Source organism: Micromonospora chersina, from assembly GCF_900091475.1.
Classification (GTDB): Bacteria; Actinomycetota; Actinomycetes; order Mycobacteriales; family Micromonosporaceae; genus Micromonospora; species Micromonospora chersina.
The window spans coordinates 2,024,238-2,037,166 of record NZ_FMIB01000002.1 but is presented as its reverse complement, the minus strand read 5'-3'; the positions used below and the strand labels follow the sequence as shown (position 1 = coordinate 2,037,166).

Below are 12,929 nucleotides of genomic sequence, written 5' to 3'. Positions count from 1 at the left end.
GGGCGGACGTGAAGCGGAACTGGGAAGCACTGGTGCTGCGGGCCATGGGCGGGCGGAACTTCCGGCTCACCGTGCTCGACACCGAGCCCGTCGGTGACCGGTACCGGCGGCTGCTGGTGGACGGCGGCGGTCTGCTGGACGCCTGCGGCGTGCACCCCACCATGTGGATCCGGCGACGCGCACTACTGGGTGGCTGTCGAGGCGGCGAGCACCCGGGACATCACCCGGCACCTGCGCCGCACCCTCGGCGTCGGGCGGCACCAGGTGACCTCGCTCGGCTACTGGAGTGTCCGGTGACCGCCTTGACCGGAAGTTAGGTTAGGGTACCCTAAATTCCGCGATCATTTCCGGACCGCGCGGGACCGCGCCGTGCCGTCGCGCCGACGCCGCCGTGTCCGCCTCCGACCACTGAGGACTGCCCATGAGTCTGTCCGGAGCCACCATTCCGGCCCCCTCGGCCGGCGCCGGCCCGGCCGCCGCCCGGGACCACCTGTTCACCGCCCGCTCGCTGGACCGCTACCGCGCCGTGCTGGCCGAGGGCGTCGAACGGGTGGCCCGCCGGGTGGCCACCGCGGACCGGCCGTTCACCGGGGCCGGCCCGGACGACCTCGCCCCGCGCGTCGCGGCCGTCGACCTGGACCGCCCGCTCGGCGACCCCGGCGCGGCGCTCGACGAACTGCACGACGTCTACCTGCGCGACGCCGTCTACTTCCACCACCCGCGCTACCTGGCCCACCTGAACTGCCCGGTGGTGATCCCGGCGCTGCTCGGCGAGGCGGTGCTCAGCGCTGTCAACTCCTCCATGGACACCTGGGACCAGAGCGCCGGCGGCACCCTCGTCGAGCGCCGGCTCATCGACTGGACGGCCGGACGGATCGGCCTCGGTCCCGCCGCCGACGGGGTGTTCACCAGCGGCGGGACCCACTCCAACCTCCAGGCGCTGCTGCTGGCCCGGGAGGAGACCCGGGCGCGGGCCGGACTGCGGCCCGGACCCGAGGCCCTGTCCCGGCTGCGGGTGCTCACCTCCGCCGCCGGCCACTTCAGCGTGCAGAAGGCCGCCCGGCTGCTCGGCCTCGGCCCGGACGCGGTCCGCACCGTCGACACCGACGCGCAGCGGCGGATGCCCCCCGACGCGCTGGCCCGGGAGATCGCCCGCTGCCGGGCGGACGGCCTGCTCGTGATGGCCGTCGTCGCCACCGCCGGCACCACCGACTTCGGCAGCATCGACCCGCTGCCGCAGGTCGCCGACATCTGCGCGGCGGCCGGCGTGTGGCTGCACGTCGACGCCGCGTACGGCTGCGGGCTGCTGGTCTCGCCCACCCGCCGGCACCTGCTCGACGGCATCGAGCGGGCCGACTCGGTCACCGTCGACTTCCACAAGTCCTTCTTCCAGCCGGTCAGCTCCAGCGCCGTGCTCGTCCGCGACAGCCGGACGCTGCGGCACGCCACCTGGCACGCCGACTACCTCAACCCGGCCCGGGCCGTCGAGCAGCGCATCCCCAACCAGGTCGACAAGAGCCTCCAGACCACCCGCCGCTTCGACGCGCTCAAGCTCTGGCTCACCCTGCGGATCATGGGCGCGGACGGCGTCGGCGCGCTCTTCGACGAGGTAATCGACCGGGCCGGCGAGGCCTGGCACCTGCTCGACGCCGACCCCCGCTTCGAGGTGGTCACCCGGCCGACGCTCAGCACCCTGGTGTTCCGCTGGCGCCCCGCCGGCCTGGCCGCCGACCTCGTGGACGACGCCAACCTGTACGCCCGCGAGGCGCTCGCCGCCTCCGGCGCCGCGCTCGTCGCCGGCACCCGGGTCGACGGCGCCCACCACCTGAAGTTCACCCTGCTCAACCCCGAGACCACCGGGGACGACGTCGCCGCGGTCCTCGACCTGATCGCCGAACACGCCGGCTGGTACGCGCGCACCCGCACCGCCGACGAGCTGACAGCGGTCGGCTGACCGCCCGCCCTGGAGAACACCCATGTCGACACATGACTTCATCGCCGTCGGGCTGGGCCCGTACAACCTCGGCCTCGCCTGCCTGACCGCCCCGATCGACGACCTCGACGGCCTGTTCCTGGAGGCCCGCGACGACGTCGACTGGCATCCCGGCATGCTGCTGGAGAGCGCCCACCTCCAGACCCCGTTCCTCGCCGACCTGGTCACGCTCGCCGACCCGACCTCGCCATACTCCTTCCTCAGCTACCTCAAGGAGACCGGCCGGCTCTACCCGTTCTACATCCGGGAGAACTTCTTCCCGCTGCGCGCCGAGTTCGACGCCTACTGCCGGTGGGCAGCCGCCCAACTGCCCGCCGTCCGGTTCGGACACGAGGTCACCGCCATCGAGTACGACCCGGCCGACGACCGGTACGTGGTGCACGCCCGGGTGGGCGGCCGCCAGGTCACCCACCGGGCCCGCCGGCTGGTGCTCGGCACCGGCACCCCGCCGCACGTGCCGCCGGCCTGCGAAGGGCTGGCCGGCGACGTGATCCACAACTCGCGGTACCGGGAGCACCGGGCCGCGCTGCGCGGCAAGCGGAGCATCACCGTGGTCGGCAGCGGGCAGAGCGCCGCCGAGATCTACCACGACCTGCTGGCCGACATCGACACCCACGGCTACCAGCTGAACTGGGTCACCCGCTCGCCGCGCTTCTTCCCGCTCGAATACACGAAGCTCACCCTGGAGATGACCTCCCCGGACTACGTGGACTACTTCCACGCCCTGCCCGAGCCGACCCGCTACCGGCTGGAGGCGGAGCAGAAGGGGCTGTTCAAGGGCATCGACGCCGAGCTGATCAACGCCATCTTCGACCTGCTCTACGTGAAGAGCGTCGGCGGCCCGGTGCCCACCCGGCTGCTCACCAACACCGCCCTGACCGACGCCGCGTACGACCCGGCGCGCGGCACGTACGCGCTGCGGCTGCACCACGTCGAGCAGGGCCGCGACCTCACCCTGGAGACCGAGGGGCTGGTGCTGGCCACCGGCTACCGCTACCGGGTGCCCGCCTTCCTCGACCCGATCCGGGACCGGCTCCGCTTCGACGGGCACGGCCGCTTCGACGTGGCCCGCAACTACAGCATCGACCACACGGGACGCGGGGTCTTCCTCCAGAACGCCGGCACCCACACGCACAGCGTCACCTCGCCCGACCTGGGCATGGGCCCCTACCGCAACTCCTGGATCATCCGGGAGCTGACCGGCCGCGAGCACTACCCGATCGAGAAGAGCATCGCGTTCCAGGAGTTCGGCGCGCCCGCCGGTGTGGCCTCGTGACCGTCCACCGCCGCGACGACCCGCGGCTCGGCGAGTTCCGCCTCCGCCCGCTCGACCCGGACGCCGACGCCGCGCTGCTGCACGGCTGGGTCACCCACCCCAAGGCGGTGTTCTGGATGATGCAGGACGCCGACGTCGCCCGGGTCGCCGAGGAGTACCGGCGGATCGCCGCGCACCCGCACCACGACGCGTACCTGGGGTCCTGGCGGGGCCGGCCGGCGTTCCTCGCCGAACGCTACGACCCGGCCCGGGTCGAACTGGTCGGCCTCTACGACCCGGCCGAGGGCGATGTCGGGATGCACTTCCTCTGCGCGCCCACCGACACCCCCGTGCGCGGCTTCACCCTCGCCGTCCTCACCACGGTGCTGGACTGGCTCTTCGCCGACCCGGCCACCCGCCGGGTGGTGGTCGAGCCCGACGTGCGCAACACCGCCGTGCACGCGCTGAACGCGGCCGTCGGCTTCACCGTCGTGGGCCCGGTCACCAAGCCCGAGAAGACCGCCCTGCTCAGCGTCTGCACCCGCGAGCAGTTCCTGGCCGCCACCGCCGAGAGGTAACCCCGTGACCACCCCCTCCGCCGCCGTCGACCACCTCACCCCCGAACTCTGGGCCGCCGCCAACCGCCAACTGGTCCGCAAGGCCCTGGCCGAGTTCGCCCACGAGCGGCTCATCACCCCCGAGCCGCAGGGCCCCGGCCACTACCGGGTACGCGGCGACGACGGCACCGTCGAGTACCGCTTCGCGGCCCGGCGGCTCAGCCTGAACCACTGGTGGATCGACCCCGCCGGCCTGACCCGGTACGTCGACGGGCGGGAGGCCCCGCTGGACGCCGTCGACCTCTGCCTGGAGCTGCGCGGCGCGCTCGGCCTCACCGACGCCGTCCTGCCGGTCTACCTGGAGGAGATCACCTCCACCCTGGCCGGGCTCGCGTACAAGCTGGCCCGGCCCGAGCGGGACGCGGCCGAACTGGTCAACGCCGACTTCCAGCAGATCGAGACGGCGATGACCGAGGGCCACCCGTGCTTCGTGGCCAACAGCGGCCGGATCGGCTGGGGCGTGCACGACCACCACCGGTACGCCCCGGAGGCCGGCCGGCCGGTCCGCCTGCTGTGGCTCGCCGCCCACCGCGACCACACCACCTTCACCTGCGCCGCCGACCTGGACTACGACACCCACGTCCGCGCCGAACTGGGCGCCGACACCCTCGCCGGGTTCGCCCGTACCCTCGCGGGGCTCGGCCTCGACCCGGCCGACTACCTGCTGCTGCCCGTGCACCCCTGGCAGTGGTGGAACAAGCTGGCCGTCACCTTCGCCGGCGAGGTGGCCCGGCGGCGCCTCGTGCCGCTCGGCGAGGGGCCGGACGAGCACCTCGCACAGCAGTCCGTGCGCACCTTCTTCAACGTCACCGACCCGCACCGGCACTACGTGAAGACCGCGCTCTCGGTGCTCAACATGGGCTTCATGCGCGGGCTGTCCGCCGCGTACATGGAGCACACCCCGGCCATCAACGACTGGCTGGCCGACCTGATCGCCGCCGACCCGGTGTTCCGGCGGACCGGGCTGACGATCATCCGGGAGCGGGCCGCGATCGGCTACCGGCACCGGCAGTTCGAGGCGGCGACCGACAGGTACTCGCCGTACCGGAAGATGCTCGCCGCGCTCTGGCGGGAGAGCCCGGTGCCGGGCCTGGAGCCCGGCCGGCGGCTGGCCACCATGGCGTCGCTGCTGCACGTCGACCGGGCCGGGCGCTCGTTCGCCGGTGCGCTGATCGCCGCCTCCGGGCTGACCCCGGCGGAGTGGCTGCGCCGCTACCTGGACGCCTACCTCGTGCCGCTGCTGCACGCGCTGCACGCCTACGACCTGGCCTTCATGCCGCACGGCGAGAACGTCATCCTGGTGCTCCGCGACGGCGTGGTGGAGCGGGTGGTCTTCAAGGACATCGCCGAGGAGATCGTCGTGATGGACCCGGAGGCCGACCTGCCCGAGGCGGTCCGCCGGATCCGCGCCGCCGTCCCCGAGGACGAGAAGGTGCTCTGCGTCTTCACCGACGTGTTCGACTCGTTCCTGCGCCACCTCAACGCCATCCTGGCCACCGAGGGCGTCGCCGACGAGGAGACCTTCTGGCGGACCGTCGCCGGGTGCGTCCGCGCCTACCTCGAATCGGTGCCGCACCTGGCCGACCGGCACGACCTGTTCGCCCCGGAGTTCGCGCTCTCCTGCCTGAACCGGCTGCAACTGCGGAACAACCAGCAGATGGTCGACCTGGCCGACCCGTCGGCGGCGCTCCAGTTCGTGGGGACGCTTGCCAACCCGCTCGCCCCGTACGCGCCGTGAGCACCGTCGCCGCGCCGGTCGCCCCGGTCGGGCCGGCGGTCCTGCGGCACCGGTGGTGGATCCTGGCCGTGCTCTGCCTGGCCCAGGTCACCGTGGTGCTCGACAACACCGTGCTCACCGTGGCGGTGCCGGTGCTCACCACCGAACTGGCCGCCAGCACCAGCGACGTGCAGTGGATCATCAACGCGTACGCCCTGGTCCTGTCCGGCCTGCTGATCAGCGCCGGAAGCGCGGCCGACCGGTACGGCCGGCGGCGGATGCTGCTGGTCGGCCTCGTGCTGTTCGGCGCCGGCTCGCTGGCCGCCGGGCTGGCCACCACCACCGGCCAGCTCATCGCGGCCCGGGCCGGCATGGGCGTCGGGGGCGCGCTCCTGGTCACCGCCACGCTCGCGGTGGCCGTGCAGGTCTTCGAGGGCCCGGCCCGCCAGCGGGCCATCGGGGTCTGGGCGGCGACAAGCGCGCTGGGCTTCGCCGTCGGGCCGCCGGTCGGCGGGACGATCCTCGCCCACCTGCCCTGGCAGGCCATCTTCCTGGTGAACGTGCCGGTGGTGCTGGTCTGCCTGGTGGCCGTCCGGCTGCTGGTGCCGGAGTCCCGCAAGGCGGCCACCGGCCGGCTCGACGTGCTGGGCGTGCTGCTCTCCACGGCCGGGCTCACCGGCGTGGTCTGGGCCATCACCGCCGGGCCGGAGGAGGGCTGGACCGCCCCGGCGGTGCTCGCCGCGGCCGCCGCCGGCACCGTGCTGCTCGGCGCCTTCGTGGCCTGGGAGCACCGGGTCACCGACCCGATGCTGGACATGGGGCTGTTCCGGGACCCCCGCTTCGCGGGCGCGGTCTCCGGGGTCGTGCTGATCACCTTCGGCGCGACCGGCGCCCTGTTCCTGCTCACCCAGCACCTGCAGTTCGTCCGCGGCTATCCGGCCTGGGAGGCCGGGCTGCGGATGGCGCCGTTCGCGCTGTCCATCGTGGCGCTCAACCTCACCGGCGTGGCCGCCGCGCTGATCCGTCGGACGGGGCGGCCGGCGGCGGTCGCCGTCGGGATGGCGCTGCTCGCCGTCGGCCTGCTGGTCGTCACGTACGCCCCGGGCGACGGCTATCCGGCGCTGCTCGGTGGGCTGCTGCTCATGGGGGCCGGCTGCGCGTTGGCCAACCCGGCGATCGTCGAGGCGGTGGTGAGCGCGCTGCCGCCGGAGCGGGCCGGCGCCGGGGCGGGCGTCGACGGCACCATGACCGAGGTCGGTGGCAGCCTGGGCGTGGCCGTGCTGGGCGCGGTGCTGAACGCGCGGTTCGCCGCCCTGCTGCCGGCCGCGCTGGCGGGGGCCGGCTCGTTCCCGGCCGCGCTGGCCGCCGCCGGCTCCGACCGGGACCGGGCGCTGGTCCGGGACGCCTTCCGGGTGTCGCTGGAGACCGGGCAGACGGCGGGGGCGGCGGCCGTGCTGGCCGGTGGGCTGGTCACCGCGTACCTGCTGCACCGCGCCCGGCACCGCTGACGTCGTCGAGCGCGGTCCGGGGAGACGCGAACGAGCGGCCGCCCGGGGAGGGGCGGCCGCTCGTCGGGGGGTGGGTCGGGTCAGGCCGCGGTGGACCAGATGGCGCGGAACGCGGCGGCCTCGCCGGCCAGCCACTGCTCGACCTGCTCCGGCTTGACGTCGGCCGGCATCCGGTGCGACTCGCCGCGCCGGACGTCGACGAGCACCGGCTCGGCGTGCGGCAGGACCGCGTCCATGTGGCGGGCCATCAGGTGCAGTGTCGCCAGCGTGGTCTCCTCGCTCGGCGGGGCCTCGTCGAAGTGCAGCCGGATCGCCTCGGCGCGGCCGTCGGCGTAGCGCACGCCGAACTGCGGGTTGATCTTCACGGGGAGGTCGCCCAGCATCGCGAGGGCGTCGCGGGTCTGGGCCAGGTCGACGCCGGCCGGCTCGCCGAGCGAGTGCAGCCAGGTGGTCGCGCCGGGCACCAGCGCCTCGTAGAGCGGGCGCCAGCGCGGCTTGACCAGGTCGGCGACCTGGGCCAGGTGCGTCCCGCCGGTGTGGAAGGCGACGTCGGCCTTGAGCGCCTTGACGAACTGGCCGTGGGGGTTGAAGCCGTGTCGGCTCGCCCGCTGCTTGCGCAGGCCGCCCACGAAGGTGGCCTTGGTGGGCCCGGTGCGGTCCACGTAGCGGGTGAACCCGAGGAGGGTGGCGTAGGGGGTGACGGGGGCGGCGGAGGTGGGCGCGGTCACGAGCATCCTCCCAGGTCAAAAGCTCGATTAGTACATACATTCTAATCGACGGGTCTGACATCGCCCAGGGGTCTGGAGCGCCTCTTCGCACGGGACACCGCGGTCGCTGATCATCAACTAGAGTGCGGGCTTCCCCCGTTCTCTCCCGGAGCTCACATGACATCCCTCACGGCCCGTTGGCCCCGCCTCGCCGTCGGCGCGGCGGCGCTGGCGACGACCGCGCTGTTCGGCTTCTCCGCCCCGGCCCACGCGGCGGACCCGCTGCCCGATCTCTCGGTCTCGTTCGACCGCGACCCCGTCGCGGAGATCGACAACAGCGGCACCACCATCGGCATGTACGTCTACAACTACGGCGAGGCCGACGCGACGGCGGTGACCGTCACCCTCGACCTGAGCAAGCTCTCCGACGCGGTCACCGCCTCCGTGTCGGACTGGGACGACACCTGCAAGCTGGCCGACAGCAAGGTCACCTGCACGGTCGGCGCTCTCGCGGCCGGACAGGTCACCAACGTCTACCCGGTGTCGCTGGCCAGCCGCACGGGCGCCACGCCCGGCGACGCGGGCTCGGTGACGGTGACCATCGCCGGCGCGGAGGACGACGCCAACCCCGGCGACAACACCACCTCGTTCCCGGTCACCGTGGTCGCGTCGGGCCCCGACCTGGTCGCCGCCGCCGACAACCTGAACGACAAGGCGCACCCGGTCGGCGCGGGCGACCGCGTCCCGCTCTACAGCGGCGTCCTGAACGAGGGCGACAGCCCCGCGACGGACTTCACGGTCCGGGTCGACCTGCCCACCGGCGCCACCTTCGTCGAGCGGTACAGCGACTGCACCTACGTCGACTACTACCCGAAGGACACCGGCGCGCCCTACGTCTACGGGCCGAGCCAGGTCACCTGCACGGTGCCGCTGACGCTCAACCCCGGCGAGGGGCTGCTGCTGTTCGACGACGAGACCGGCGCGTCGCTGTTCAACATCACGTTCGGCCGCAACCTGCCCGGTCCGGCCGAGAACTACGCCGCCTTCAGCACCGCCCTGGCGGGCGAGGCGGAGGCGGCGAAGAAGGTCGCCGCCACCAGGGGCACCGGCCCGTCGTTCGCCGCCGCCGCCGAGAAGCTGCACGCCAAGGCCGTCGCGGCGGGCCTCGCCAAGCGGTCCGTCGTGGAGCGTGAGCTCGACGAGTCGGACAACTACGCCGACATCCAGTTCTGGACGAAGAAGAACACGCTCGACGTCGCCGTCACCGCCCCGCCCGTGAAGGGCAGCGTCGGGCAGACGGTCGACCTCACCTACGAGATCGTGAACAACGGCCCGTCCGACGGCGGCGGTCCGGGTGTCGTCATCACCGCGCCGAGCGGCACGGTGCTGCTGCCGGCCGAGTGGTGCTACACCGACGGCACGCCGGGCAAGCAGCTGCCGGAGTCGGCGAAGCTGCGCTGCAACTTCGAGAGCGAGTTCCCCACCACCTTCTCCGGCTACGGCCGGATCAAGCCCACCGTCAAGCTGAAGATCAAGTCGGCTCCGGGCACCGACGGCACGATCGTGGTCGACGGCGCGACGTCCTCCACCGAGTCGAACCCGGCGAACAACACCGCCCGCATCGTCATCACCGGCGGCGAGGGCGGCTCCGGTGACGGCAACGGTGGCTCCGGCGGCGGCCTGCCCGTCACCGGCGCCCCGGCCGTCGCGCTCGCCGGCGTCGGCGCCGCCGTGCTCGCGCTCGGTGCCGTGCTGTTCGTGATGTTCCGCCGTCGCCGCGTGGCCTTCCAGACCCCGCGCGACTGATCCGCCGACGTCGCGGGGGTGGGCCGGTCTCCGGTCCACCCCCGCGACGCGAACGGGGTCAGAGCTGTCCGACCTCGACGATCCGGACCACCGCGGCGCCCGCCTCGTCGGAGGCGGCGAGGTCGATCTCGGCGCTGATGCCCCAGTCGTGGTCGCCCTCCGGGTCGTCCAGGATCTGGCGTACGGTCCACTTCTCCCGGCCCTGCTCGATCATCAGCAGCGCCGGCCCGCGCGCGTCCGGCCCGACCCCGATCGAGTCGTACGCCTCGAAGTACGGCTCCAGCGCGTCGGCCCACGCGTCCGCGTTCCAGCCCTGCTCGGCGTCCAGCTCCCCGAGCAGGTCCCAGCGGCGCAGGCCGGCCAGCTCGACCCGGCGGAACAGCGCGTTGCGCACCAGCACCCGGAACGCCCGGGCGTTGCGGGTGACCGCCGGGGGCCGGTCGTCCAGCGACGCGGCCACCTCCGCGACGTCGGACGGGTTGCGCAGCCGCTCCCACTCGTCGATGAGGCTGGAGTCGACCTGGCGGACCAGCTCGCCCAGCCACTCGATGAGGTCGACCAGCTCCTCGGTCTTCGCGTCCTCGGGGACGGTCTGCCGCAGCGTCTTGTACGCGTCCGCGAGGTAGCGCAGCACCAGGCCCTCGGAGCGGGACAGCCCGTAGAACTGGACGTACTCGGGGAACGTCATGGCCCGCTCGTACATGTCGCGGACCACCGACTTGGGGGAGAGCTGGTGGTCGGCGACCCAGGGGTGGCCCTGCCGGTACATCTCGTACGCCGACTCCAGCAGTTCGGCGAGGGGCTTCGGCCAGGTCACCTCGTCGAGAAGTTCCAGCCGGGCCTCGTACTCGATGCCCTCGGCCTTCATGGCGGCGACCGCCTCGCCGCGGGCCTTGAACTGCTGCGCGGAGAGCACCTGGCGCGGGTCGTCCAGGATCGACTCGATCACGCTGAGCACGTCCAGCGCGTACGACGGCGACTCCCGGTCGAGCAGCTCGATGGTGGCCAGGGCGAGCGGGGAGAGCGGCTGGTTGAGCGCGAAGTCGAGCTGGAGGTCGACGGTGAGCCGCACCCGGCGGCCCTGCTCGTCCGGCTCGGGCAGCTCCTCGACCACGCCACCGGCCCGCAGCGCCCGGTAGATGGCGATGGCCCGGCGGATGTGCCGGCGCTGGGCGGCCCGGTCCTCGTGGTTGTCGGTGAGCAGGTGCCGCATCGAGGCGAACGCGTCGCCGGGGCGGCCGATGACGTTGAGCAGCATCGAGTGGCTGACCTGGAAGCTGGAGGTCAGCGGCTCCGGCTCGGCCTCGACGAGGCGCTGGAAGGTCGGCTCGCCCCAGCCGATCGACCCCTCCGGCGGCTTCTTCTTCACCACCTTGCGGCGCTTCTTCGGGTCGTCGCCCGCCTTCGCCAGGGCCTTCTCGTTCTCGATGACGTGCTCGGGGGCCTGCACCACGACCCGGCCGAGGGTGTCGAAGCCGGCCCGCCCGGCCCGGCCGGCGATCTGGTGGAACTCGCGGGCCTTGAGCAGCCGCGTGCGGGTGCCGTCGTACTTCGACAGGCCGGTGAACAGCACCGTGCGGATCGGCACGTTGATGCCGACGCCGAGGGTGTCGGTGCCGCAGATGACCTTGAGCAGCCCGGCTTGGGCGAGGGTCTCCACGAGACGGCGGTACTTCGGCAGCATGCCGGCGTGGTGCACGCCGATGCCGTGCCGGACCAGCCGGGACAGCGTCTTGCCGAAGCCCGAGGTGAACCGGAAGTTGCCGATCGCCTGGGCGATCATGTCCTTCTCGGCGCGGGTGCAGACGTTCACGCTCATCAGCGCCTGGGCGCGCTCCAGCGCGGCCGCCTGGGTGAAGTGCACGACGTACACCGGGGCCTGCTTCGTCGTGAGCAGCTCCTCCAGGGTCTCGTGCAGCGGCGTCGTCGCGTACGAGAAGAGGAGCGGGACCGGCCGCTCGGCCGAGCGGACGACGGCGGTCGGCCGCCCGGTGCGCCGGGTCAGGTCGTCCACGAAGCGGGTGGTGTCGCCGAGCGTCGCGGACATCAGGACGAACTGCGCCTGCGGCAGCTCGATGAGCGGCACCTGCCAGGCCCAGCCGCGATCCGGCTCGGCGTAGAAGTGGAACTCGTCCATGATCACCTGGCCGACGTCGGCCCGGGCGCCCTCGCGCAGCGCCAGGTTGGCCAGGATCTCCGCCGTGCAGCAGATGATCGGGGCGTCGGCGTTGACGCTGGCGTCGCCGGTGAGCATGCCGACGTTCTCCGCGCCGAAGACCTCGCAGAGGGCGAAGAACTTCTCCGAGACCAGCGCCTTGATCGGCGCGGTGTAGAAGGTGGTCCGGTCGTCGGCCAGCGCCGCGAAGTGCGCCGCGATCGCCACCAGGCTCTTGCCCGAGCCCGTCGGCGTATTCATGATCACGTTCGCGCCGGAGACGATCTCGATGACCGCCTCCTCCTGGTGGGGGTAGAGGTCGAGACCGCGCTCGGACGCCCAGCCGGCGAACGCGTCGTAGAGGGTGTCGGGGTCGGCGCTCTTCGGCAGCGCGGCGGTGAGAGTCATGGCGGCTCCCATCGTGCCTGGATCATGGGCCGCCGCGCCAACCGGGTTCAGCGCCGCCGGTGGATCAGGTCGAAGATCTCCCGCCCGGCGGTCAGCGCCCGGCGCTCGAACTTGGTCACCGGCCGGTGCTCCGGGCGGGGCGCGAAGCCGCCGTGCACGTCGACCAGCCCCGGGTCGGCGGCCAGCGTCTCCCGCATGGCCTCGGCGTACTCCGCCCAGTCCGTGGCGCAGTGCAGCGTCCCGCCGGGGGCCAGCCGGGAGCGCAGCAGCGCCACGTGCGCCGGCTGGATGATCCGCCGCTTGTGGTGGCGGGCCTTCGGCCACGGGTCGGGGAAGAAGACGTGCACCGCGTCCAGGCAGCCCTCCGGCATGGCCCGGACCAGGTCCAGCGCGTCACCCTTGGCGACCCGCACGTTGCCGAGGCCGTGCCGTTCGACCAGTTCGAGCAGGTTGGCGATTCCGGGCGTGTGCACCTCTACCGCCAGATAGTGTCGGTCCGGGTCGGCGGCCGCCATGGCGGCGGTCGCGTCGCCCATGCCGGACCCGATCTCCAGCACGAGCGGCGCCCGCCGTCCGAACAGCGCCGCCGGATCGCACGGCCCGTCCAGGTCGTCGATCTCCAGGCCGTACGCGGGCCAGAGCCGGGCCAGCGCGCCGCGCTGCCGGTCGCTCATCCGGCCGCGACGCGGGTGGAAGGTGCGGATACGGGCGGCGTGGGCCGGCGGCGCGGCGCTGAAGTCGGTGGAGGTCACAGCGACCCGAG

10 protein-coding genes and 1 pseudogene are annotated in these 12,929 nt (G+C 73.1%); 8 read left to right on the top strand and 3 right to left on the bottom strand.

All coding sequences use genetic code 11. The features are described from left to right. Positions 1-8: 8 nt before the first annotated feature. From GA0070603_RS32615 to GA0070603_RS09420, 7 genes and pseudogenes are all read left to right on the top strand, one after another. Positions 9-173 (top strand): annotated as a pseudogene (locus GA0070603_RS32615) (siderophore-interacting protein); the annotation flags it as partial. After that, entirely contained in the window at positions 94-297 is a 204-nt protein-coding gene (locus GA0070603_RS09445) for an SIP domain-containing protein (protein ID WP_425270426.1), read from the top strand. The pseudogene GA0070603_RS32615 and the gene GA0070603_RS09445, both read left to right, overlap by 80 nt. A gap of 124 nt (positions 298-421) precedes the next feature. After that, positions 422-1,954 carry a pyridoxal phosphate-dependent decarboxylase family protein gene (locus GA0070603_RS09440; RefSeq protein ID WP_091310364.1) on the top strand — a complete coding sequence of 511 codons (1,533 nt, stop codon included), beginning with the start codon at positions 422-424 and terminating at the stop codon, positions 1,952-1,954. Positions 1,955-1,976: 22 nt separating this feature from the next. Then, a complete protein-coding gene (locus GA0070603_RS09435) occupies positions 1,977-3,269 on the top strand; it encodes a lysine N(6)-hydroxylase/L-ornithine N(5)-oxygenase family protein (protein ID WP_091310361.1) in 1,293 nt (430 codons plus the stop codon). After that, positions 3,266-3,826, top strand: a complete 561-nt coding sequence (locus tag GA0070603_RS09430; RefSeq protein WP_091310358.1) for a GNAT family N-acetyltransferase — start codon at positions 3,266-3,268, stop codon at positions 3,824-3,826. Before GA0070603_RS09435 ends, GA0070603_RS09430 begins: the two co-directional genes overlap by 4 nt. A 4-nt stretch (positions 3,827-3,830) precedes the next feature. Then, complete coding sequence (locus tag GA0070603_RS09425; protein WP_091310355.1) at positions 3,831-5,603, top strand: IucA/IucC family protein; 1,773 nt, start codon at positions 3,831-3,833, stop codon at positions 5,601-5,603. After that, positions 5,600-7,090, top strand: coding sequence for an MFS transporter (locus GA0070603_RS09420; protein WP_091310352.1), 1,491 nt, complete (start codon positions 5,600-5,602; stop codon positions 7,088-7,090). The genes GA0070603_RS09425 and GA0070603_RS09420 overlap by 4 nt, the downstream gene beginning before the upstream one ends. An 80-nt stretch (positions 7,091-7,170) precedes the next feature. On the opposite strand, the gene GA0070603_RS09415 is transcribed toward GA0070603_RS09420, so the two are convergent. Continuing rightward, a complete protein-coding gene (locus tag GA0070603_RS09415; RefSeq protein ID WP_091263986.1) occupies positions 7,171-7,818 on the bottom strand; it encodes a hypothetical protein in 648 nt (215 codons plus the stop codon). A 156-nt stretch (positions 7,819-7,974) separates the two neighbouring features. Between GA0070603_RS09415 and GA0070603_RS09410 the strand changes: the two genes are divergently transcribed. Continuing rightward, positions 7,975-9,603 carry a COG1361 family protein gene (locus GA0070603_RS09410; RefSeq protein WP_091310348.1) on the top strand — a complete coding sequence of 543 codons (1,629 nt, stop codon included), beginning with the start codon at positions 7,975-7,977 and terminating at the stop codon, positions 9,601-9,603. Between the two features lie 58 nt (positions 9,604-9,661). Here the strand turns inward: GA0070603_RS09410 and GA0070603_RS09405 are convergent, their stop codons facing one another. Both GA0070603_RS09405 and trmB read right to left on the bottom strand, forming a co-directional pair. Next, the gene (locus GA0070603_RS09405) at positions 9,662-12,166 is read right to left on the bottom strand and encodes a DEAD/DEAH box helicase (RefSeq protein WP_091310345.1); all 2,505 of its coding nucleotides are present in this window, start codon (positions 12,164-12,166) and stop codon (positions 9,662-9,664) included. Between the two features lie 47 nt (positions 12,167-12,213). Further along, positions 12,214-12,918 (bottom strand): tRNA (guanosine(46)-N7)-methyltransferase TrmB, encoded by a 705-nt coding sequence (gene trmB / locus GA0070603_RS09400; protein WP_091310341.1) that lies wholly within the window; start codon positions 12,916-12,918, stop codon positions 12,214-12,216. Positions 12,919-12,929: the final 11 nt, after the last annotated feature.